Origin of the sequence: Streptomyces sp. NPDC094143 (assembly GCF_040303825.1) — a bacterium.
Taxonomy (GTDB): Bacteria; Actinomycetota; Actinomycetes; order Streptomycetales; family Streptomycetaceae; genus Streptomyces.
Genome location: NZ_JBEOTZ010000016.1, coordinates 1 through 20395 on the forward strand (window position 1 = coordinate 1; position 20395 = coordinate 20395).

The following is a 20395-nucleotide window of genomic DNA, read 5'->3' on the forward strand; positions in this document are numbered from 1 at the left end:
AGCTCCCACAAGCCGTCCGGAACAATCCAACTCCACGTACCCCGCCCCATGAACGGACCAACGAGCGATCACCACATAGGACACCGTCTAAGTCCCAGGTGCACCGCGAGATCGAATTCGCCGCGCTTGAGGTCCAGTTCGCGGGCGGCCCGGCTCGGGGCGAAGGTGGGATGGTCGGTTGTCGTGATGGTGCCTGACATGGTTGGTCTCCCCCGTGGAGTCAGCGGCACGGCGGTGTGTGGTCGCAGCGTGCCGGCCGCAGCGTGCGGTCGCGGCGCTCGTCGTCGCGTGCTGTTGTCGCACGCGGTCGCCGTGAGAAAACCGTAGCCGTTTCCGCGCGCCTCGTGGCGAGCCTGTGGATAACTCCGCGGCAGATGGAGAACGGGTAGGTCAGGTGTCTGTGGTCAGCTTCCGTTCGGGCTGGCGGGCGTCCACGTCGAGGTGCTCTCCGACCCGGTTGACCAGCAGTGTCATCTCGTACGCGATCTGACCGATGTCGGCCTCCGCGCCACTGAGGACGCACAGACAGCTGCCCGTGCCGGCCGCGGTGACGAAGAGCACCGCGTCGTCGAACTCGATCATCGTCTGGCGGACGCTGCCCGCGCCGAAGTGCCGTCCCGAGCCCTTGGCCAGGCTGTGCAGGCCGGACGACACGGCCGCGAGGTGCTCGGCGTCCTCGCGGCGCAGTCCGGTGCTCGCGCCCGTCACCAGGCCGTCGTTGGACAGGACCAGTGCGTGCCGGACGTCATGGACGCGCTCGGTCAGGTCGTCCAGCAGCCAGTCCAGTCCCTGGTTCTGCGCCATGTCCCGATCTCCCCGTTTTCTCCCCGTGCGATTCTCCTCCTGGCCGGAGGATCTCCACGCCAGCCTTCCCCAGGACCGCGGGCGGGGCAAGGAGGATGGGAGCCATGGCAGAGAAGATGACCGACGCGCAATGGCGGGAGTTCGTCTCCCACGGCACCCGCACCGGAAAGCTGTCGACGGTCCGCGCCGACGGCAGCCCGCACGTGACCCCGATCTGGTTCGTGCTGGACGGGGACGAGCTGGTGTTCAGCACCGGCAAGAGCAGTGTGAAGGGGCGCAACATCGTCCGGGACGGCCGCGTCGCCGTGTGCGTGGACGACGACCGGCCGCCCTTCTCCTTCGTCGTGCTCACGGGCCGCGCCCGGGTCTCGGAGGAGCTCGACGAGGTTCGCCACTGGGCCACCCGGATCGGCGGCCGGTACATGGGTGAGGAGCGCGCCGAGGAGTTCGGCGCCCGCAACGGCGTGCCGGGCGAACTCCTCGTACGCGTCACGATCGACCGGGTCCTGGCGGAGCGGAACGTCGCGGACTGACCACGCGGTCACCGGGTCAGCCGACGGAGTCGAGGAGCCGGGCGGTGTGCATCCGCCCGGCGTACTCGACGAGCCGGATCAGCACCTCCTTCCCCGAGGCGCGGTCACGCGCGTCGCACAGCACGACGGGCGTGCCCCACCGGCCGAGGTCGAGGGCGCGCGAGACGTCCGGGGCGCCGTGCCGCCGGGCGCCCGCGAAGCAGTTGACGGCAACGACGAACGGGACGCGCCGGTGCTCGAAGTAGTCGACGGCGGGGAAGCAGTCCTCCAGGCGCCGGGTGTCGGCGAGCACCACCGCACCGAGCACCCCCTGCGGCAGCTCGTCCCACAGGAACCAGAAGCGGTCCTGGCCGGGCGTGCCGAACAGGTAAAGGGACAGGCCGGAGTGGATGGTGATGCGTCCGGCGTCCATGGCGACGGTCGTGGTGGTCTTGTGGTCCACGCCGTCGGTGTCGTCCACCGACTGGCCCGTCTCCCTGAGGAGTTCCTCGGTGCGCAGCGGCCGGATCTCGCTGACGGCGCCGCCCAGGGTGGTCTTGCCCACCCCGAATCCGCCGGCGACCAGAAGCTGCAACGCCAGCGCGGCGCTCCCGCCGTCCGCGGCGTCGCAGTGCTCGGAGACCATTGTTCACTCTCGGGAGTGCCGGCAATGGTGACGTGCCTGCGGGTGGGATGCGGGTTCGTCCACGCCGGATGTGCAGTCATCCGCGCGGGTTCGGCTACAGCGCCCTCAGCCCTTCGATCACCAGATGCCCGTACCGATCGCCGAGGCGGCGGTGACGAGCCAGTTGCGGCGCGAGCGCTCGGTGGCGGCGAGCGCGCGGACGGTGCAGCGCAGCCCGAGGGCGGCGCCTGTGCACGCCATCACGTACGACAGCGCGGGGGTCAGCCACCCCAGGGCGGCGTGGTCCAGATGTCCCATGGCCCCGGGGCCCTAGACCCGGAGCAGGCACACAAAGGGGGCGCATTTCGAGAGCTCTTGCAATATGACGCAGCGATGCGCCGGAACGATCGGGTCACGCTCGAACGTGTGCGCTGAGGCGTCATCCCTGCCGGTGAGGAATCATGCGGTGCATGAGCGACGACCAGACGCGTGTCCAGGAGTTCTTCACCGCCCGCGCCGCCGGCTGGGACACCCGGTTCCCCGACGACGGCCCGGCCTACGCCGCCGCGGTCGCGGAACTCGGGCTGCGCGCGGGAGACCGTGTCCTCGACGCCGGATGCGGCACCGGACGTGCCCTGCCGCCCCTGCGTGCCGCCGTGGGGCCCTCGGGGGTGGTGCTGGGGGCCGATCTGACCCCGGCCATGCTGCGGGAGGCCGTGCGGGCCGGACGGGACCGTGACGGGACGCTGCTGCACACTGACGTCGCCGCGCTGCCCCTGCGCGCGGGGTCCCTGGACGCCGTGTTCGGGGCGGGGCTCATCTCGCATCTGCCGAACCCGGCCGAGGACCTGCGGGAGCTGGCGCGTGTGGTGCGCCCCGGTGGTGTTCTGGCGCTGTTCCACCCGATCGGCAGGGCGGCCCTCGCGGCCCGCCACGGTCGTCCGCTCACCCCGGACGACCTGCGCGCGGAGCCCAACCTTCGTCCTCTCCTGGCCGGTTCGGGGTGGCGGCTGACGTCGTACGTCGACGAGGACACCCGCTTCCTGGCCCTGGCCGTCCGCGAGGACTGAGGTTCCCTCACCCGACGTCCGCGAGGACCACGCGCCCTCTCACCCGACGTTCCGAGGACTGAGTGCCCCCTCGCGCCGACAGCCGCGAGGACTGCGCCCCCTCGCGCCGACCGCAGCGAAAAGAGGGCTCCCTCACCCGGCCGCAGCGCCCGGCAGTCCCGTATGCCGCACCGGGCAGCCCCGTACGCCCGGCACCGGCCACGTCCCCAGTTCGGCGATCTCGTAGCCGTTCGGGTAGCCCTTGACCTCCCGGTTCTGGCGGGCGAAGTGCGGGGCGCGCCGGGGCGGCAGCAGCCGGACGGCACGCCCCCGCAGCCGTACCGCGCGGCGTACCCACGCGCGCGTGACGGCACTCGGCGGGGTGTAGCGGAACGCCTCCAGGAGCGAGTCGTCGAGCAGCGAGAGGGTCGCGGTGCGCAGCAGCGGCGCGAGCGGGCGCGGGTACCAGGAGGCCATCAGGTCGAGCGTGGCGTCCGAGACGCGGCGGGCGTCCTCGTCCCAGGCGAAATGGGCCGCCTCGTAGTCGTCGAGGCAGGTCTCGAACTCCTCGTACGTCCGGGGGATGTCCTTGATGCCCATGTGGCGGCCGAGCGTGCGGTAGTGGACGACACTGGCGACGGTCTCGTGGCGCGACATCCTGCGCCAGCCGTAGGCGTCGATCCACCGTTTCGGCATCACGACGAACGTGCAGAGCACGTAGCGCATGTCCTCGTCGCTGATGTCGTAGCTGCGGTGCATCCCGTTGATGCGGCGGATCGCGGTCCGGCCCTGCTCACTGCCGAAGCCGTGCTCGACGACGGTGTCCAGGAGCAGCGAGGTGTCGTCGTAGCGCTTCTGCGTGCGGTCCGTGAGCTCCGCGGTCCGTGCGAGCAGCCGGCCGATGCTCGGGACGGCGTACGTGCGGTACAGGGCCAGTTCCAGGGAGCGGGCGAAGTCCCAGGGAAACTCGTAGGCCACACTGAGCCGGTAGATCTCCGTGGCCTCGCGGTACGGGTCCATACCGCGGATTCGTCCGAGCTGTTCGAACCGCTTCACCGTGCCGTCCCCCTTCTGCCTGCGAAGCTCCAACTCTACGTTGGTGGCCGGGAGATGAACCGCGAACGGGGCAGCGCACCGGGGGAAGGTGGTCAGCATGTGGGACAGGGTCCGCAAGGCCGGGGGGAGAGTCGCTCACGCCCTGCGCCCGGAGCCGAGGACGGGCGGCGGTGAGCGCCCGCACAACCTCTTCGAGGCCGCGGCCGCCTATGTCACGGCGAGCGCGCAGGACGACCAGGAACGGGCCGACGAGGCGGCCGGCTGGGTGTCGCCGGAGGCGCTGTCGTTCGGGGTGAACGAGCTGGCCTGCCGGGCCGTGGTCGCGTTGGCGCGCGAGCGCGGCGAGTCACCCGGGACCGTGGCCCGTGAGCTGCTGGGGCTGCCGGCGGCGTGAGGGACCGGGCGCCGGACGGCCGATTCGCCCCTGTCCGCCGGAAAGCTGCAGCTCCGGATGCGCTTGCGAGGTCGTGACAAGCGGCTTCCGCTCGCACTAGGGTGCGCGCCGTCGGACGAATGGATGGGGGTGCTGGGATGGCCGGGACGGACGAGGACGCCGTCGCCGCCGCGGACGATGCGCTCTATGTGCTCACGGCGGTGCTGCTGACGCCGGCGAAGTTCCCGAGCGTGCTGGGCGACGACTACCCGGAGGCGTGCGCGGCGCTCGGCCTCGCGCCGCTCGCCGACGGCTACGGGCTGGTGCTCGGCCAGGACGGCGACGGCGCCCGGTGGACGGTGGTCATCGACGACGTCTCCCTGGTGGCGGTCGCGATCGCGTCATGGGACTGCGGCATGGAGTACGAGCTGTCGCCCGACGAGCGCACGGTGGTCGCGGCCCTGCCCGGCTGGCCCCTCGCGGTGGCCGTAGCGGCGCCCGGCGTGCCCGCGCCGCACGATCCCGGGCCGGAGGCCGACGACCGGCCGCCGCTGGCCCCGCCGGACACCAGCGTGTGGGGTCCGGCCCAACGACGCCTGGGCGCGGACGAGATCGCGCTGCAGTGGGCGACGTGGCGGGAGCAGGTCGACGACGCGGCCTTCCCGCAGCCCGGGACGGCGGCGACGCCGGATGACGGCGACGAGGCCGCCGACGGCCCGGACGGCGGAGGGGAGAACGGGCCGGCCGGCCACAGCGGCATCCGGCGCGTCCTGGCGGAGGCGCGCACCTACATCGACACGCCGCCGCCGCTGGGGCGGGTCCGCTCGTCGTTCGCGCCGGGCGACGCGCGGACCCTGCGAGCCGACGGCCCCGGCTGGTCGCTGGTGGCCAGGACCGACGACATCGCTTTCGTGCTGCTGGACGAGGAACCCGGCGAGGTACTGCCGGTGGGCCGGGGGCCGGAGCTGCCGGGTCTCCTCGCGGCGCTCGACAAGATGGCGGTACGGCCGGCCTGAGCGGTCCGGCGATCAGCGGTTCGAACGGGGTGGACGCTCCGGACGCATCAGCGGTGCGCACGGGAGGGGCGATCCGGACGATCAACGGCCCGGGCGATCAGCGGCCCAGTTCCTTGCGGGTGACGCGGCGCAGCCTGCGCCGCTGTGCGGGATCGAGCGTGAGGTAGGCGGCGGCCGGGACTCCCAGGATGATCAGAAGCGCGGCCCACCAGGGCAGCCAGATCAGCATGATGAGTCCGGCCGCCGCACCACCCGCGGCGATCTTGGCGTTCTTCGACATGACTGTCGCCTCCTTCGCGGCCACTGCCGCTCTCTGTCCTGAAAAACGGCGCCGCGTTTCCGGCGGTTCCAACGCCGCCCCTGAGACGTCCCTGAAGCGCGACCCCGAGGCGACCCTGAGAAAACGAACCGCCGCGGCAGAACACCGCGACGCACCTCACCGCCCATCCATAGTGACCCACCTCACAGCCAGGCCATACCCGCCCCAAACCCGCCCGCTCGCAAAGTGCTGTACCCTCGGCGACTCCGACTCCACTAGTCAAATTTGAGGAATCAGCCATAACCGAGCAGTCGAGTCCCCCGGCACCCTCCTGCCCTCTCTCCTCCGCCCTCTCCGATCTTCCCGAACTGGCCCGGTGCGCCGCCGTGTTCCTGCCCGGCGACCCGGCCCGCACCGGCACCGTCGCCTTCTGGCGGCCTGACGGCGACCCGCCTCCGGCCGTCCCGCCGGGATCCGTCTCGGAGCTGACCGTCGCCGTGCCCGGCCGTGACGGGGTCGAGGCGGTGGACGTGCCCGCCGTGCTGATGCCGGTGGACGCGACCCTGCCGCTCCTCACCCGCGCGCGGGTGACCGGACAGGGTCACCGTGCCACCGTCTTCTGGGGCGCGGCCGCCTTCCAGGCGCTGCACCTCGTGGCGCGCGGACTGCTGCTGCCGGGGCTGTCGCCGAGCGACCACGACGCCTGGCGCACGGGCCCGCTGGGCGCCCAGGACGTCGAAGCCCTGCGCCGGCTCGCCGCCGCGATGCCACCCGAGGCACACGCCGTGCCACTGCCGGGCGCCGGGCCCCTGCGACTGCCCGACCCGGAGCAGCTCCTGCGCGCCTTCCTCGACGCCGTGGCCGACAGCCTGCCCCGCTCCCCCGCCGCGCCTCTGGTGACCGGCGGACCCGCCTACGCGTCACCGGCACCGGTGCACCTGCCCGAGCAGCGCCCCTGGGCCGCCGGCATCGCCGCCGGTCTCGACGCGGGCGTGCGGCTGTCGCTGCGCGTCGAGGCCCACGGCCTGACCGGGACGGCCGATGACGACGCCGCCGACGCCGCCGACGCCGACGTGACGTTCCGCGCCGTGCTCCAGGTGCACGGCGTGAGCGACCCGGCGCTCGTCGCGGACGCCGCCGACATCTGGGCGGGCACCGCGGGCGAGGCTCTCGGCCCCCGCGCGCGGATGGACGCCCTGCTCGCCCTGCGCCGGGCCGCCCGAGCCTGGGCCCCGCTCACCCCCCTGCTGTCGGCGACCGTGCCGGACGCGGTGGAACTCACCGACGACGAGGTCACCGAGCTCCTCGGCGCGGGGGCCCACGCCCTGGCGACGGCCGGCGTGGACGTGCACTGGCCGCGGGAACTGGCCCGCGGGCTCACCACGCGCGCGGAGGTGGGGCCTTCCGACGACGAGCGGGACGGCGGCCGCTCCTCCGCCGCCGTGCCGTCGTTCCTGTCCGCCGACGCGCTGCTCGCCTTCGACTGGTCCTTCGCACTCGGCGACCGGAATCTGAGCCGCGCGGAGCTGGACCGGCTCGCCGAGGCCAAGCGCCCGGTCGTTCGGCTGCGCGACCAGTGGGTCCTGATCGACCCTCGGGAAGTGGCACTCGCCCGCTCCCGGCAGGACCGTAAGGTCACCCCGGTCGACGCCCTGGGAGCCGCCCTGACGGGCTGGACCGAGGTGGACGGCCGGCGCGTCGAGGTACGGCCCACCGGCTGGCTGGCGGCTCTGCGGGAGCGGCTGGCCGACCCCGAGGCACAGCGGCCCGTGGCGCAGCCGGCCGCCCTCGCGGCCACCCTGCGGGACTACCAGCGGCGGGGCCTGAACTGGCTCGCGAGCATGACGTCGCTGGGGCTGGGCTGCTGTCTCGCCGACGACATGGGGCTCGGCAAGACGATCACGCTGATCGCGCTGCACCTGCACCGGCAGGCCGACGCGCAGTCCGCCGGTCCCACCCTGGTGGTCTGCCCGACCTCCCTGATGGGCAACTGGCAGCGGGAGATCGAGCGGTTCGCGCCCGGTACGCCGGTGCGGCGCTTCCACGGCCCACGCCGGGATCTGGCGGGCCTCGCCGACGGCGAGTTCGTGCTCACCACGTACGGCACGATGCGCCTGGACGCGGCCCGGCTGGCGGAGGTGCCCTGGGGCATGCTCGTGGCGGACGAGGCCCAGCACGTGAAGAACCCGTACTCCTCCACCGCGCGGCAGCTGCGTTCCATCGGAGCACGCGCGCGCGTGGCGCTCACCGGCACCCCGGTGGAGAACAACCTGTCGGAGCTGTGGGCGATCCTCGACTGGGTGATCCCGGGGCTGCTGGGCCGGCTCGGCACCTTCCGCAGGCGCTACGCGGAGGCCGTCGAGGGCGGCCGGGATCCGGCCGCCGCGGACCGTCTGGCCCGGCTCGTACGGCCGTTCCTGCTGCGCCGCCGCAAGTCCGACCCGGGCATCGCGCCCGAGCTGCCGCCGAAGACGGAGACCGACCACGCCGTGTCGCTCACCCCGGAGCAGACGGCGCTGTACGAGGCCGTGGTGCGGGAGGCGCTCGCGGACATCTCCGGCGCCGGCAGCATCGCGCGACGCGGGCTGATCGTGAAGCTGCTGACCGGCCTGAAGCAGATCTGCAACCACCCGGCGCAGTACCTCAAGGAGGAGCGGCCGGTGATCTCCGGGCGCTCCGGGAAGCTCGAACTGCTGGACGAACTGCTCGACACGATCCTCGCCGAGGGTGCGGGCGTGCTGGTCTTCACGCAGTACGTGCGCATGGCCCGCCTCCTGGAACGGCACCTGGCCGCCCGCGGCACGCCCTCGCAGTTCCTGCACGGGGGCACGCCCGTCGCCGAGCGCGAGGCCATGGTGCAGCGCTTCCAGGACGGTGAAGTACCGGTGTTCCTCCTGTCGTTGAAGGCGGCCGGCACCGGCCTGAACCTCACCCGGGCCGAGCATGTGGTGCACTACGACCGCTGGTGGAACCCGGCCGTCGAGGCCCAGGCGACGGACCGTGCCTACCGCATCGGGCAGACCCGGCCCGTGCAGGTGCACCGGATCATCGCGGAGGGAACGATCGAGGACCGCATCGCCGAACTGCTGACCCGCAAGCGGGCGCTGGCGGACGCGGTCCTCGGTTCCGGCGAGGCGGCGCTCACCGAACTGACGGACGCGGAACTGGCCGATCTGGTCGCACTGCGAGGGGGCCTGCGATGACGGGGTACGACGGTGACACGGAACGCACGTTCGCGGCGCTGCCGCCCGCGCCTGGGCGGGGCTTCGCACAGACCTGGTGGGGACAGGCGTGGCTGAAGGCGCTGGAGGACACGGCGCTGGACAACGCGCAGCTCAAGGCGGGCCGCCGGCTCGCCCGCGCGGGAGCGGTCGGTGCGGTGTCGGTCCGTCCGGGCCGGCTCACGGCCGTCGTCCAGGACCGCGACCGCACGGCGCACCGGGCCGACGTCCTGCTGGAGCAGCTGTCGCCCGGGCAGTGGGACCGCCTGCTGGACATGACGGTGGAGCGGGCCGGGCACGTGGCGGCGCTGCTGGACCGGGAGATGCCGCCGCACCTGGTCGAGGACGCGGCGGCGGAGGGCGTCGACCTGCTGCCCGGCCTGGGCGACCTGGAGCCGGAGTGCGACTGCGGAGCGTGGGACCACTGCGGGCACACGGCGGCGCTGTGCTACCAGGTGGCGCGGCTGCTGGACCAGGACCCCTTCGTCCTGCTGCTGATGCGGGGGCGTGCCGAGGACGGCCTGCTGGGCGACCTGCAGCGGCGCAGCGCCGCGTCCACCGGGGAGTCCGCCGGACCGGAGGGCGTGGACGCCGCCGAGGCCTACGCCGCGGGTGACATCCTGCCGCCGCTCCCGGAACTTCCGGCTCTGCCCGACGGGCCCGGTGTGCCGCCGTCCCTGGACGCCGAGACGGTGCCCGCGCCCGGCGTCGACCCGGCCGCGCTGGAGTTCCTGGCCGCGCGCACGGCCGGACGGGCCCACCGACTGCTCGGGCAGGCGCTCCGAGGCGCCTTCGAGGCGGAGCTGACGCCCGCGCAGGACGCGGTGCGGCTGGCCGCGGGCGAAGCCGGGCAGGAGGCTGCCGCCAGGCAGGAGACCGCTCCCCACCGGGAGGTGGCGGACCGTCTCGCCGACGGCTCTGGACGCGGCCGGGAGGGGCTGGCGGCCGCCGTACGCGCGTGGCGCCACGGTGGCGCGGAGGCGTTGTCCGTCCTCGACGAGGAGTGGCGTGTGGAGGGCGAAGCGCTCGCACGCGCGCGTGCCGCCCTGGACTCGGCCTGGGACGCGGACGAACAACCCGAGCTGCGGGCCCGGGCCAACCGGTGGACGGCCGTCGCCGCACCGGTACAGCTGCGCCTGGGCCGGGACGGCCGGTGGTGGCCCTACCGCCAGGTACGCGGACGCTGGCTGCCCGTCGGAGCCGCGGCCCGGGACCCTGCCACGGCTCTCGCGTCGGCGGAGCTCGCCGCCGACGCAGCCGCGCCGGGCTCAGGGCAGTAGCTCACTCACCGAGGTCCAGGGACGGAAGAAGCGATTCCAACCCACTGGGCAGATGACTCGGCAGCCGGGTCGGCAGGTCACTGGGCAGATCGCTGGGCAGCCGGGTCGGGAAGCCCGAGGGCAGCGCGGTCGGCAGGTCGCTCGGCAGCCGGGTGGGAATGCCGAACGAGGGCGTGGACGTGCTGCTCGAACCCGATCCGGGCGGCTCGTCCTCGTGCGGCGAGTCGTCGCGTCCCCAGGCCATCAGCACCACGACGGACACGGCCGCGACGGCCACGAGTACGGCCAGCAGCAGGAACAGCGGATTGCGGCGCCGGGGAGGACCGGGCGGACGGGGCGGTACGGGCGGCATGGCCATACGGACCAGAGTCGCGGCGTACCGCTCGGCGCGGGAGGGGCGCGCGGAAGCTGATACGGACTCATGGCACGGACCGCATGGTTCCGGAGCATGACGGGCCCGTCGGCCGGTCACCCTGACCGGCCGACAGGCCCGCACGCGCATGTGCGGAAGCCGGTAACACGCGCGCGTGCGACAACCGGGAACCACACGCCTGTGTGACCGCCGGGACCACGCGCGCGTGCAGTTGGCCGTAGACCACACGCGCATGCAACCGCCGGGGCCCACACACCCGTGCCGCCGCCGGGACCCCACGCGCGCGCAGCCCACCGCGCCCCAGCACCCACCCCCGCCCCCCGTACAGGCACGAATCAGCCGCGCGCCCCCAGCAGGTGGTCCATGGCCAGCTGGTCCAGACGCTCGAAGGCCATGCCGCGGGCCGCGGCCGCCTCGGCGTCGAACGTCTCGAAGGCCGAACGGTCGGCGAGCAGGGCCTGCAGTCCGTCCGCCGCGGTCGGCTGGGCCAATTCGTCCAGACGGGCCGCCCGCAGGGCCTCCTGGACCTCCGGGTCGGCACGGAACGCGGCCGCGCGCTCCTTGAGGATGAGGTAGTTGCGCATGCAGCCGGCCGCCGAGGCCCACACGCCGTCGAGGTCCTCGGTCCGCGGCGGCTTGAAGTCGAAGTGGCGCGGGCCGGTGTAGCCGGCCGACTCCAGCAGGTCGACCAGCCAGAACGCGGCCCGCAGGTCACCGGCCCCGAAGCGCAGGTCCTGGTCGTACTTGATGCCGGACTGGCCGTTGAGGTCGATGTGGAACAGCTTGCCCGCCCACAGCGCCTGCGCGATGCCGTGCGGGAAGTTCAGCCCGGCCATCTGCTCGTGCCCGACCTCGGGGTTCACGCCGTACAGCTCCGGACGCTCCAGGCGCTCGATGAACGCCAGGGCGTGGCCGACCGTCGGCAGCAGGATGTCGCCGCGCGGCTCGTTCGGCTTGGGCTCGATCGCGAAGCGCAGGTCGTAGCCCTGGGAGGTGACGTATTCGCCGAGCAGGTCGAAGGCCTCCTTCATCCGGTCCAGGGCCGCGCGGACGTCCTTCGCGGCGCCCGACTCGGCACCCTCGCGGCCGCCCCAGGCCACGTACACCTCGGCGCCGAGCTCGACGGCGAGGTCGATGTTGCGGATGGTCTTGCGCAGCGCGTAGCGGCGCACGTCGCGGTCGTTGGCGGTGAACGCGCCGTCCTTGAAGACCGGGTGTGTGAAGAGGTTGGTGGTGGCCATCGGGACCTTCATGCCCGTGGCGTCCAGCGCCTGCCGGAAGCGCTTGACGTGGGCCTCGCGCTCGGTGTCGGTCGAGCCGAAGGGGATCAGGTCGTCGTCGTGGAAGGTGACGCCGTGGGCGCCTAGCTCGGCCAGGCGCTGCACCGTCTCGACCGGGTCCAGGGCACGCCGCGTGGCGTCGCCGAACGGGTCCCGTCCCTGCCAGCCGACGGTCCACAAGCCGAAGGTGAACCTGTCCTCGGGGGTGGGCTGGTAGCTCATGCCGCGGCTCCTTGCTCGCTGGGGCTATTTCGTCATGCCGATTTACAAATTAGTATGCGAACACCTCTCTGGGAAGAGAAGACGTGCCTTCAGAACGGAGACACGTGCCGCGCGCAGTAGGGAGAAGCCCGATGTCAGCAGCCGAGGGTCCGCTCGTCGTCGGCGTGGACTCGTCCACCCAGTCCACCAAGGCGCTGGTCGTCGACGTGGCCACCGGCCGGGTCGTCGCGAGCGGCCAGGCGCCGCACACGGTCTCCTCGGGGGCCGGCCGTGAGAGCGACCCGCGCCAGTGGTGGGACGCGCTGCGCGAGGCGCTGCGCCAGTGCGGTGACGCGGCGCACGAGGCCGCCGCCGTGTCGGTGGGCGGCCAGCAGCACGGCCTGGTCACCCTGGACGAGCGGGGCGAGCCGGTGCGCCCGGCCCTGCTGTGGAACGACGTGCGCTCCGCGCCGCAGGCCCGCCGGCTCACGGAGGAACTCGGCGGGGCGAAGTTCTGGGCGGAGCGGACCGGAAGCGTCCCGGCCGCCTCGTTCACCGTCACCAAGTGGGCGTGGCTGGCCGAGCACGAGCCGGAGGCGGTCCGCGCCACGAGGGCCGTGCGCCTCCCCCACGACTACCTGACCGAGCGACTCACGGGCCAGGGCACGACCGACCGCGGCGACGTCTCGGGCACGGGCTGGTGGGCGTCCGGGACGGAGGCGTACGACGAGGAGATCCTGGCGCACGTAGGACTCGACCCGGCCCTGCTGCCGAGGGTGGTCCGGCCCGGCGAGGTGGCGGGCACGGTGCGCGACAGTCATGATCTGCCGTTCTCCAAGGGGACCCTGGTCGCGCCTGGTACCGGCGACAACGCCGCAGCGGCGCTGGGTCTGGGCGTGCGTCCGGGCACGCCGGTGATGAGCCTCGGCACCTCGGGCACGGTGTACGCCGTGTCGCGGCGCAGGCCCGCCGACCCGAGCGGCACGGTGGCGGGCTTCGCCGACGCCCGCGGCGACTGGCTGCCGCTGGCCTGCACCCTGAACTGCACGCTTGCCGTCGACCGCGTCGCCATGCTGCTGGGCCTGGACCGGGAGGCCGTCGAGCCCGGCACGGCCGTCACGCTGCTGCCCTTCCTGGACGGCGAACGCACCCCGAACCTGCCGAACGCCTCCGGCGTGCTGCACGGCCTGCGCCACGACACGACGGCCGGCCAGCTCCTCCAGGCCGCCTACGACGGCGCCGTCCACTCCCTGCTGGGCGCGCTCGACCTGGTCCTCGACGAGGACGCCGACCCCTCGGCGCCCCTGCTGCTGATCGGCGGCGGTGCCCGGGGCACGGCCTGGCAGGACACCGTACGGCGGCTGTCGGGGCGTCCCGTGCAGGTGCCCGAGGCGAAGGAACTGGTGGCCCTGGGGGCCGCCGCGCAGGCGGCCGGGGTGCTGACCGGGGAGGACCCTGCGGCGGTCGCACGGCGGTGGGACACGGCGGCCGGGCCGGTGCTCGACGCCGTGGAGCGGGACGAGGAGACGCTGGCCCGGATCACCGGGGTACTCTCCGACGCGGCTCCGCTGCTGGAGCGGCCCACCGACACCCACTGAGGACTGGCGTCAGGCATGACCGCACCGCTGCACGAGACCCGTCCGGCCGGGCCGGGACGCGCCCTGCCCGAGCCCCACCCCGCCGGACCGGGACGTGCGCTGCCCGACACCCAGCAGGGCATGCGCCGCCGCAATCTCGCCCGCGTCCTGCATGCCGTGCGCGCCGAGGGGCCGTTGTCCCGGGCCGCCGTCGCCTCGCGGATCGGGCTGACCCGGGCGGCGGTTTCCACGCTCGTCGACGAACTGATCCGCTCGGGCCTGCTGGAGGAGCTCGGGCCCGAGCGCCCCGGCCGGGTGGGCCGCCCCGGCTCCGCGCTCGCGGTCAGCGGACGCGGTCCGGCCGGGATCGGCGCGGAGGTGGGCGTCGACCACCTCGCGGTCTGCGCCGTCGACCTGCGCGGCACGACCCGGGCACGGGCGATACGTCAGGGCGCGAACCGCGGCCGCTCCCCCGAGCCGGTGCTCGCCGAACTCACCGAACTGATCCGCCGGGTCGTCGCCGAGGCGGAGGGCGAGGGGCTGTGGCCCGCCGGGCTCGCCGTGGCCGTACCGGGCCTGGTGGCGCGCGACGCCCGGACCGTGGTCCGCGCCCCGAACCTCGACTGGCACGACACGGACCTCGGTGCGCTGCTGCCGGCGGACCTCCCGCTGACGGTGGACAACGAGGCGAACTTCGGCGCCTTGGCGGAGCTCTGGCTCGGCGAGGGCACCCCGCGCGATTTCCTGCACGTCTCGGCGGAGATCGGCATCGGCGCGGCGGTCGTGGTGGACGGCGGGCTGCTGCGCGGAACGCGCGGTTTCGCGGGCGAGCTGGGGCATGTGCCGGTCCGGCCCGACGGCCCTCGGTGCGTGTGCGGGGGCCGCGGGTGTCTGGAGCAGTACGCCGGTGAGGAGGCGGTGCTGCGCGCGGCGGGTCTGGAGCCGGACGAGGACCGGGTCGGGCTGCTCGCGGGACGCGCGGCGGACGGCGACACGGAGGTCCGCCGGGCCCTGCGCGAGGCTGGCACCGCACTCGGCATCGCCCTGACCGGCGCGGTCAATCTCCTCGATCCCGAGAGCGTGGTGCTGGGCGGGGAGCTGTCCGGGCTGGCGCCCTGGCTGCTGCCCGCCCTCCAGGACGAGCTGGCCCGGCGCACCGCCGGCCCGGCCTGTCCCGTCTCCGTGTCCCGGCTGGGCCCGGAGGGGCCGCTGCTCGGAGCGGCGCACTCGGTCGTGCGAGCGGTGCTGGACGATCCGGCGGCCGTCGCCGAGCGGGCCTGACGACCCGCCCCACAGGCGATGCCGAGGCGCCGGTCCACGCCGACGGGCCGCCGCGAGCCGCGCACAGGACCCACCGCCGGGCCAACCGGCCCGCGCACAGGACCCACCGCCGGGCCAACCGGCCCGCGCACAGGACCCACCGCCGGGCCAACCGGCCCACGCACAGGACCCACCGCCCGGCCAACCGGCCCACGCACAGGACCCACCGCCCGGCCAACCGGCCCACGCACAGGACCCACCGCCCAGCCAACCGGCCCACGCACAGGACCCACCGCCCAGCCAACCGGCCCACGCACAGGACCCACCGCCCAGCCAAACCGGCGTGACCAGGGCCGCAGTCCCGCGTCCGGCCACCGCAATCACCCTGTCGGGTGAGCGAGTTGTCCACAAGTCCCTGCCCGTCCACTGAAACGCCTCGCGTTCTTCGGACCGTCCCGCGGGCGCCGTAACTTGATCCAGGCGGGCCGCGGCCACACCGGCCGCCGCTCCCCGCAGTCGAGCAAGCGACCCCGCCCGTCGGACCCGGAAGGCACCCTCATGGACCGGACAACCTCCCTCCCCAGCAGGCGCGGACTCCTCGTCGGAGCCGCCCTCACCGCCGTCCCCTCCGCCCTGCTCCACGACACGCGTGCCGCGGCCCGGCCCCAGGCCGTCGACCATCCCGGAGCGGCATGGCACCCGGCGAGCCGCGCCAACTACACGCCGTCGAACCGCCCCCGCGCCCACCCGCTGCACTACGTGGTCATCCACGTCGCGCAGACGACGTACTCCGGCACCCTGTCCGTCTTCCGCAACCCCGCGCAGAAGGTGTCCGCGCACTACGTGGTGCGCTCCTCCGACGGGCACGTGGCGCAGTGCGTGCGCGAGGCCGACATCGCCTGGCACGCGGGGAACTGGGACTACAACACCCGCAGCATCGGCATCGAGCACGAGGGCTGGGTGGACCGGCCGCGGTACTTCACCGACGCCATGTACGAGCGGTCGGCCCGGCTCACGGCGGCGATCTGCGCGCGGTACGGCATCCCCCGGAACCGCGCGCACATCATCGGCCACCACGAGGTACCGGGCAGCGACCACACGGATCCCGGCCGCCACTGGGACTGGAAGCGCTACCTCAGACTGGTCAAATCGGCCTGACAACGCGGTCGGTGGAATCATCGGGCCGGCTCACGTCCCGGTTACAAATCACTCAACCACTGGTTGCGGCGCGGTAATCAGGCGACGATGGGAGCATGACTCTGGCCCAGCGCGCCCTGGAGCGTCTGCAGGCCTGGCCCGACCTGGCGGCGGGCCCGGCGAGTTGCGGCACCGGACGGGCGCTCCGTTCCGTCCGCGACGAGATCGTCCACTTCCACTCGGACCGGGACGTGGACCTCCACCTCACCCGAAGGGCCATCCAGCGCCTCCACTACGACCTGTCCGGGTCGAGCGCCATCCACCTGGTCCCGGGCTCGGGATGGGTGACGGTCCACCTCGACTGCGAGGCGGACGTCGACCTGCTGCTCACGCTGGTGAGCAGCGCCCTCAAGGCCCACCAGACCCGGCCGACGGCCGCCGAGCCCAGGCAGCCCGGGTGCAACTTCCACCGGGTCACCGTGCTGCCGCGCGACGCGGTGGCGGGTGGCTGAGACTTGACGACCGGACGACCCGAAGCCGTCAACGCCGAGGCGTGGCACACGTACGGCACCCACCACCTGGAGCGCGGCACGGCGCTGCCCGAAGCGGCCCGTGTCGACTGGGGCTTCGAGGGCGGAGGGCCGGGCGTCGAGGTCCTCGGGCAGCTGGCGGGCCGGCGGGTGCTGGACCTCGGGTGCGGTACGGCCCGGCACGCCGCCCATCTGGCCAGAGCTCACGGTGCGCTGGTCGACGCGGTCGACGCCTCGGCCGGCCAGTACGAACGGGCCCGTGCCCGGTACGGCTCCCTGCCCGGGCTGCGGCTGATCCTGGCCGACGCGGTGGAGCACCTGCGCACGGCGGAGCCGTACGACGTCGTCTACTCCGTCAACGCCGTCCCCTACATCGACCCGTACCGGCTGCTGCCCGCCCTGGCCGGGGCGCTCAGGCCGGGCGGCAGGCTCTGCTTCACGGTGCTGCACACCAACTCCCGGGGTGACGGACCGTCGGACCGGGTCACCGCCCGGCCCGAGACCCTGCGGCTGGCCGGCGGCACGGACGTCACGGTGCACATGTGGGTCCTCACGACCGGGTTGTGGACGGCCCTGCTCACCGAGTACGGGCTGCGCGTGGAGCACGTCGACGTGCTGGACGCGCCCGAGCCGGGCAACCGGGCGTCCTACCGGCTCTTCCGGGTGACACGGCCCGTCCGGGTCTCCTCCCGGCCGCGTACCGGCAAACCGCCGGTGGCACACGCGGCGCTCGGAGTGGGTGCCATCCTGCACGGGCCGCGCGGCCTGCTGCTCGGGCGGCACCGGCACGGGACGTGGGAGCTGCCCGGCGGCACGGTGGAGCCCGGGGAGTCGCTGCAGGAGGCGGTCGTGCGCGAGCTCGGCGAGGAGACCGGTCTCGTGGCCCGGCCGGCGGACGTCCGGCTGCTCGGGACGCTCCTGGACGACGCGGGCGGTGTCGTCCGGGTGACCGTGGCCGCCCGGGTCACCGCCTGGCGGGGCGAGCCCTCGGACCAGCCCGGGGAGAGCGTGGGCCGCTGGCGCTGGTTCGCGCTCGACCGGCTGCCGGAGCAGCTCTTCGTGTGCAGCGCCCAGGCCCTCACGGCCTGGCGCCCCGGTCTGCCGGTCGACCACGCGCCGGCGCGCTTCACGCCGTACGGCACCGGAACGGACGACCGCTGAAGCACCCGGAGGAGTGCGTTTTTCAGCCGTTCCCGCGTTGTCGGCGCCCAGCAACCCCCACGGCCCGCGTGGTCTGGTGCACTGCCCCTGAGTGTCGGGACATCTGACGAGACATCAGGGGGCACGGTGACAGGTCGTCACAGACGCGGAGCGGGACGAGCGGTGCTGGCGCTTCTCACGGCGTTCGGCGCGCTGGCCGGTGCGGCCCTGGCGGGGGCGGCACCGGCCGGCGCCGTCCAGAAGGCCGCGCGGATCGCGCCGGGCGTCACCTACGAGCAGTTCGACATCAAGGCGGCGAAGGGGGTGACGCACGCGCACCTGGTGCGGGTCGACCTGGGCAACCCGCAGGTGAAGGTGGACCTGCTGTATCCCGGGGCGGTGGCCTCCCGGGCGCAGGTCTCGCGGATGGCCGATGCCCAGGGGGCGGTCGCCGGTGTCAACGGCGACTTCTTCAACATCAGCGAGGCACAGCACCCGGGCGTCGAGGTGACGGGGGCGGGCGTGGGCCCGGCCGTCGCGGCCGGGCGGACGCTCAAGGCGGCCGTGCCGAAGGGCCAGCGCTTCGGGCCGGCGCTGCCGCCCGGCACGACCACCGAGGACGTGTTCGGCGTCGGCACCGACGGGGTGGCACGGCTGGACAGGCTGGCCCTGGACGGCTCGGTCCGCACCGCCGAGGGGCAGCTGCCGCTGGGCGGGCTCAACCAGTACGCGCTGCCGCTGGGTTCGGTCGGCGCGTTCACGTCCGAGTGGGGCAGCGTCTCCCGGGTGCGCGCCACCTGCGGTACGGACACGGACCGGGCCGCGCCCTGCAGCACGGACACGTACGAGGTGACGGTCCGCGACGGCAGGGTCGTCTCTGCGGCCGACACACCGGGCAGCGGTGCCATCGCCGCGGGGACCACGGTGCTGGTCGGCCGGGAGGCGGGCGCCCAGCAGCTGCGCAAGCTCTCCACCGGTGCGGCGGTCGAGGTCGAGCACCGTCTCGTGGCGGCCACGGACGGCGCCGCGTACCGCCTCGCGCTCGGCGGCTACCCGGTCCTCACGGGCGGGCGGCCGCTGGCGGGGCTGGACGACACGGCGTCGGCCGTCCGCACGGCCGTGGGGATCGCCGACGGTGGGCGGCGGGTGCTGCTGTTCGCGCTGGACGGGGCAGCCGCCTACCGCAGCGGCCTGACGATCGCCGAAGTGGCCGACACCATGCGGAAGCTGGGCGCGACCGACGCCTTCAGCCTCGACGGCGGCGGCTCGTCGACACTGGTCGCCCGGAAGCCCGGCGCGAGCGCGGTCACGGTGCGCAACCACCCCAGCGGCGGCGCCGAACGGGCGGTTCCGAACGGCATCGGCGTGTTCTCGGCGTCATGAGTGCCGTGAGGCTGTGAGTGCCGTGAGGCTGTGAGGCCGTGGCGTCAGGGCCGCAGACTGCTGACGATGTCCGCCGTCGCCGTGAGGCCGCTGTGGATGGTCGGGGCGATGCTGGTGCTCGCCAGATAGAAGCCGAGCAGCAGGCAGACCAGCGCATGGGAGACCTTCAGGCCGCCGTTGCGCAGGAAGATCACCGCCAGGATCACGAGCAGTAGCACCACAGAGATGGAAATGGCCATCGTCGATTCCTCCGCCACGCCGCCTTGTCCGGTTCACAGCGTTCGGCCGCAAGTGTGGCGTAGCGGAGGGTTCGTCCGGGCGGCTGACCTGTCCGCCGAACGTGTGGTGTTCGGCGCGCGTCTAGGCCGCCCGGTGGGTGTCGAGGAACGCCTCCAGGCCGGCGAGGTCGTCGGTGTTGAGGTGGTCGACGTCGGCGGCGAGCAGCTCGCCCCACAGGGCGTCACGGGCGGGTCCGGGCAGATCGGGGGTCGCCCAGAAGCGCACCCTCTGGCCCCGCCGGTGGGCGGCGTCGACGATGCCCCGCAGCTTGAGCCGCTCGGCGTCGGGGAAGGTGCCCACGCCCCGCCAGGTGAAGTTGAGCGTCCAGTTGTCGCTGATCAGCGGGATGAAGGAGGCCGGGGCCTGGCCGCCGAGGTCGGCGAGACGGCCGTCGTAGAAGGCGCGCCGGACGGTCTGCGCCTCCATGGGGGCGCGGGCGGCGCGGTCGCCGGAGACGACGGCGGTGACCGGGCCGTGGTGGACTCGGCCGTGGGCGTAGGTGGTGAACAGGTGCCGGTAGCGCCGGAGGTGGCGGTCGAGTTCCAGGTAGGTCGACGCGCCCTCGGTCTTGATGTCGATCAGCAGTTGCAGCGATCCGCGGTGCCCTCGGTACACGCGGCCGTGGTTGGCCCGGACACGGGCGGCGAGCGGGTCGAGGTAGAGGGACTCCAGTGTGCGGGACGGGTGGAGGTCCTCCGGGTCGTGGGCGACGAGGAGCTGGTCGCCCACGAGGTGGATGTCGGCCTCTACGCTGCCGAAGCGGTGGTCGAGGGCGTCGGACAGCGGGCGCGGGTGCTCGTAGTCGTTGTGGGCGTGGGCGCGCCACAACGGGCGGGGCCGGTGGCCTCGTTCACCGGCCGAGGCGGGGGCCGCGGACAGGGCGATCGAGCCCGCGAGGGCCGCGCCGAGGGTGGTGAGGGCTCTGCGTCGGGTGGTGAGGGCCATGCTCTGCCTCCCTAGAGGTGCCGTACGGGAACCCTGCGAGTATGGGGTCGAGACGGCGCCAAGAGGCAGGCCCGGGAGCGGAGTTGGCCGGGCCG

Annotated in this window: 20 protein-coding genes and 2 pseudogenes; 12 read left to right on the forward strand and 10 right to left on the reverse strand. The window is 73.7% G+C overall.

Going from position 1 to position 20395, the window contains the following annotated elements; translation table 11 throughout:
- Positions 1-83: 83 nt before the first annotated feature.
- Together ABTZ58_RS40235 and ABTZ58_RS20855 are read right to left on the reverse strand one after the other, a co-directional pair.
- Positions 84-200: pseudogene (locus ABTZ58_RS40235) on the reverse strand (DUF6397 family protein); the annotation flags it as partial.
- 190 nt (positions 201-390) lie between these two features.
- Positions 391-804, reverse strand: a complete 414-nt coding sequence (locus ABTZ58_RS20855) for a roadblock/LC7 domain-containing protein (protein WP_351358550.1) — start codon at positions 802-804, stop codon at positions 391-393.
- A gap of 104 nt (positions 805-908) precedes the next feature.
- Here ABTZ58_RS20855 and ABTZ58_RS20860 point away from each other — a divergent pair, with 104 nt between their 5' ends.
- On the forward strand, positions 909-1337 hold the full coding sequence (locus ABTZ58_RS20860) for a PPOX class F420-dependent oxidoreductase (RefSeq protein ID WP_351358553.1): 429 nt from the start codon (positions 909-911) through the stop codon (positions 1335-1337).
- Positions 1338-1353: 16 nt separating this feature from the next.
- Here the strand turns inward: ABTZ58_RS20860 and ABTZ58_RS20865 are convergent, their stop codons facing one another.
- Both ABTZ58_RS20865 and ABTZ58_RS20870 read right to left on the reverse strand, forming a co-directional pair.
- A complete protein-coding gene (locus ABTZ58_RS20865; RefSeq protein ID WP_351358555.1) occupies positions 1354-1962 on the reverse strand; it encodes a GTP-binding protein in 609 nt (202 codons plus the stop codon).
- A 120-nt stretch (positions 1963-2082) separates the two neighbouring features.
- Positions 2083-2259, reverse strand: a pseudogene (locus ABTZ58_RS20870) (MHYT domain-containing protein); the annotation flags it as partial.
- A gap of 152 nt (positions 2260-2411) precedes the next feature.
- Here ABTZ58_RS20870 and ABTZ58_RS20875 point away from each other — a divergent pair.
- Complete coding sequence (locus ABTZ58_RS20875) at positions 2412-3011, forward strand: class I SAM-dependent methyltransferase (protein WP_351358558.1); 600 nt, start codon at positions 2412-2414, stop codon at positions 3009-3011.
- Positions 3012-3143: 132 nt separating this feature from the next.
- Here ABTZ58_RS20875 and ABTZ58_RS20880 read toward each other — a convergent pair whose 3' ends face one another.
- Complete coding sequence (locus ABTZ58_RS20880; RefSeq protein WP_351359013.1) at positions 3144-4046, reverse strand: oxygenase MpaB family protein; 903 nt, start codon at positions 4044-4046, stop codon at positions 3144-3146.
- Positions 4047-4143: 97 nt separating this feature from the next.
- On the opposite strand from ABTZ58_RS20880, the gene ABTZ58_RS20885 reads away from it, so the two are divergent.
- A complete protein-coding gene (locus ABTZ58_RS20885) occupies positions 4144-4440 on the forward strand; it encodes a hypothetical protein (RefSeq protein ID WP_351358561.1) in 297 nt (98 codons plus the stop codon).
- Positions 4441-4577: 137 nt separating this feature from the next.
- A complete protein-coding gene (locus ABTZ58_RS20890) occupies positions 4578-5435 on the forward strand; it encodes a hypothetical protein (RefSeq protein ID WP_351358563.1) in 858 nt (285 codons plus the stop codon).
- 97 nt (positions 5436-5532) lie between these two features.
- On the opposite strand, the gene ABTZ58_RS20895 is transcribed toward ABTZ58_RS20890, so the two are convergent.
- The gene (locus ABTZ58_RS20895) at positions 5533-5715 is read right to left on the reverse strand and encodes a tail-anchor membrane protein (RefSeq protein WP_351358566.1); all 183 of its coding nucleotides are present in this window, start codon (positions 5713-5715) and stop codon (positions 5533-5535) included.
- 365 nt (positions 5716-6080) lie between these two features.
- Between ABTZ58_RS20895 and ABTZ58_RS20900 the strand changes: the two genes are divergently transcribed.
- Together ABTZ58_RS20900 and ABTZ58_RS20905 are read left to right on the forward strand one after the other, a co-directional pair.
- Complete coding sequence (locus ABTZ58_RS20900) at positions 6081-8897, forward strand: SCO1167/SCO6262 family helicase (RefSeq protein ID WP_351358569.1); 2817 nt, start codon at positions 6081-6083, stop codon at positions 8895-8897.
- Complete coding sequence (locus tag ABTZ58_RS20905) at positions 8894-10195, forward strand: SWIM zinc finger family protein (RefSeq protein WP_351358572.1); 1302 nt, start codon at positions 8894-8896, stop codon at positions 10193-10195. Before ABTZ58_RS20900 ends, ABTZ58_RS20905 begins: the two co-directional genes overlap by 4 nt.
- A 1-nt stretch (position 10196) precedes the next feature.
- Here the strand turns inward: ABTZ58_RS20905 and ABTZ58_RS20910 are convergent, their stop codons facing one another.
- Both ABTZ58_RS20910 and xylA read right to left on the reverse strand, forming a co-directional pair.
- Positions 10197-10553 (reverse strand): hypothetical protein, encoded by a 357-nt coding sequence (locus tag ABTZ58_RS20910; RefSeq protein WP_351358574.1) that lies wholly within the window; start codon positions 10551-10553, stop codon positions 10197-10199.
- A 350-nt stretch (positions 10554-10903) separates the two neighbouring features.
- Entirely contained in the window at positions 10904-12070 is a 1167-nt protein-coding gene (gene xylA, locus ABTZ58_RS20915; RefSeq protein ID WP_351358577.1) for a xylose isomerase, read from the reverse strand.
- A gap of 131 nt (positions 12071-12201) precedes the next feature.
- Between xylA and xylB the strand changes: the two genes are divergently transcribed.
- The 6 genes from xylB (at position 12202) to ABTZ58_RS20945 (ending at position 19076) form a co-directional block, all read left to right on the forward strand.
- The gene (gene xylB / locus ABTZ58_RS20920; protein WP_351358580.1) at positions 12202-13647 is read left to right on the forward strand and encodes a xylulokinase; all 1446 of its coding nucleotides are present in this window, start codon (positions 12202-12204) and stop codon (positions 13645-13647) included.
- 15 nt (positions 13648-13662) lie between these two features.
- On the forward strand, positions 13663-14907 hold the full coding sequence (locus ABTZ58_RS20925) for an ROK family protein (protein WP_351358583.1): 1245 nt from the start codon (positions 13663-13665) through the stop codon (positions 14905-14907).
- A 537-nt stretch (positions 14908-15444) separates the two neighbouring features.
- Positions 15445-16044, forward strand: a complete 600-nt coding sequence (locus ABTZ58_RS20930; RefSeq protein ID WP_351358586.1) for an N-acetylmuramoyl-L-alanine amidase — start codon at positions 15445-15447, stop codon at positions 16042-16044.
- A 95-nt stretch (positions 16045-16139) separates the two neighbouring features.
- Positions 16140-16535 carry a luciferase domain-containing protein gene (locus ABTZ58_RS20935; RefSeq protein ID WP_351358589.1) on the forward strand — a complete coding sequence of 132 codons (396 nt, stop codon included), beginning with the start codon at positions 16140-16142 and terminating at the stop codon, positions 16533-16535.
- 3 nt (positions 16536-16538) lie between these two features.
- The gene (locus ABTZ58_RS20940; RefSeq protein WP_351358592.1) at positions 16539-17714 is read left to right on the forward strand and encodes a bifunctional class I SAM-dependent methyltransferase/NUDIX hydrolase; all 1176 of its coding nucleotides are present in this window, start codon (positions 16539-16541) and stop codon (positions 17712-17714) included.
- Between the two features lie 162 nt (positions 17715-17876).
- Positions 17877-19076, forward strand: a complete 1200-nt coding sequence (locus tag ABTZ58_RS20945; RefSeq protein ID WP_351358595.1) for a phosphodiester glycosidase family protein — start codon at positions 17877-17879, stop codon at positions 19074-19076.
- Positions 19077-19120: 44 nt separating this feature from the next.
- On the opposite strand, the gene ABTZ58_RS20950 is transcribed toward ABTZ58_RS20945, so the two are convergent.
- Together ABTZ58_RS20950 and ABTZ58_RS20955 are read right to left on the reverse strand one after the other, a co-directional pair.
- Positions 19121-19315, reverse strand: a complete 195-nt coding sequence (locus ABTZ58_RS20950) for a hypothetical protein (protein WP_031114944.1) — start codon at positions 19313-19315, stop codon at positions 19121-19123.
- Positions 19316-19436: 121 nt separating this feature from the next.
- Positions 19437-20300 (reverse strand): phosphatidylinositol-specific phospholipase C/glycerophosphodiester phosphodiesterase family protein, encoded by an 864-nt coding sequence (locus ABTZ58_RS20955; protein WP_351358598.1) that lies wholly within the window; start codon positions 20298-20300, stop codon positions 19437-19439.
- Positions 20301-20395 lie beyond the last annotated feature (95 nt).

Bases quoted from the DNA above. Each gene is read 5' to 3' on its own strand.
- ABTZ58_RS20855 (WP_351358550.1), bottom strand. From the start codon at position 804: ATGGCGCAGAACCAGGGACTGGACTGGCTGCTGGACGACCTGACCGAG.
- ABTZ58_RS20860 (WP_351358553.1), top strand. From the start codon at position 909: ATGGCAGAGAAGATGACCGACGCGCAATGGCGGGAGTTCGTCTCCCAC.
- ABTZ58_RS20865 (WP_351358555.1), bottom strand. From the start codon at position 1,962: ATGGTCTCCGAGCACTGCGACGCCGCGGACGGCGGGAGCGCCGCGCTG.
- ABTZ58_RS20875 (WP_351358558.1), top strand. From the start codon at position 2,412: ATGAGCGACGACCAGACGCGTGTCCAGGAGTTCTTCACCGCCCGCGCC.
- ABTZ58_RS20885 (WP_351358561.1), top strand. From the start codon at position 4,144: ATGTGGGACAGGGTCCGCAAGGCCGGGGGGAGAGTCGCTCACGCCCTG.
- ABTZ58_RS20890 (WP_351358563.1), top strand. From the start codon at position 4,578: ATGGCCGGGACGGACGAGGACGCCGTCGCCGCCGCGGACGATGCGCTC.
- ABTZ58_RS20895 (WP_351358566.1), bottom strand. From the start codon at position 5,715: ATGTCGAAGAACGCCAAGATCGCCGCGGGTGGTGCGGCGGCCGGACTC.
- ABTZ58_RS20905 (WP_351358572.1), top strand. From the start codon at position 8,894: ATGACGGGGTACGACGGTGACACGGAACGCACGTTCGCGGCGCTGCCG.
- ABTZ58_RS20910 (WP_351358574.1), bottom strand. From the start codon at position 10,553: ATGGCCATGCCGCCCGTACCGCCCCGTCCGCCCGGTCCTCCCCGGCGC.
- xylA (WP_351358577.1), bottom strand. From the start codon at position 12,070: ATGAGCTACCAGCCCACCCCCGAGGACAGGTTCACCTTCGGCTTGTGG.
- xylB (WP_351358580.1), top strand. From the start codon at position 12,202: ATGTCAGCAGCCGAGGGTCCGCTCGTCGTCGGCGTGGACTCGTCCACC.
- ABTZ58_RS20925 (WP_351358583.1), top strand. From the start codon at position 13,663: ATGACCGCACCGCTGCACGAGACCCGTCCGGCCGGGCCGGGACGCGCC.
- ABTZ58_RS20930 (WP_351358586.1), top strand. From the start codon at position 15,445: ATGGACCGGACAACCTCCCTCCCCAGCAGGCGCGGACTCCTCGTCGGA.
- ABTZ58_RS20935 (WP_351358589.1), top strand. From the start codon at position 16,140: ATGACTCTGGCCCAGCGCGCCCTGGAGCGTCTGCAGGCCTGGCCCGAC.
- ABTZ58_RS20950 (WP_031114944.1), bottom strand. From the start codon at position 19,315: ATGGCCATTTCCATCTCTGTGGTGCTACTGCTCGTGATCCTGGCGGTG.
- ABTZ58_RS20955 (WP_351358598.1), bottom strand. From the start codon at position 20,300: ATGGCCCTCACCACCCGACGCAGAGCCCTCACCACCCTCGGCGCGGCC.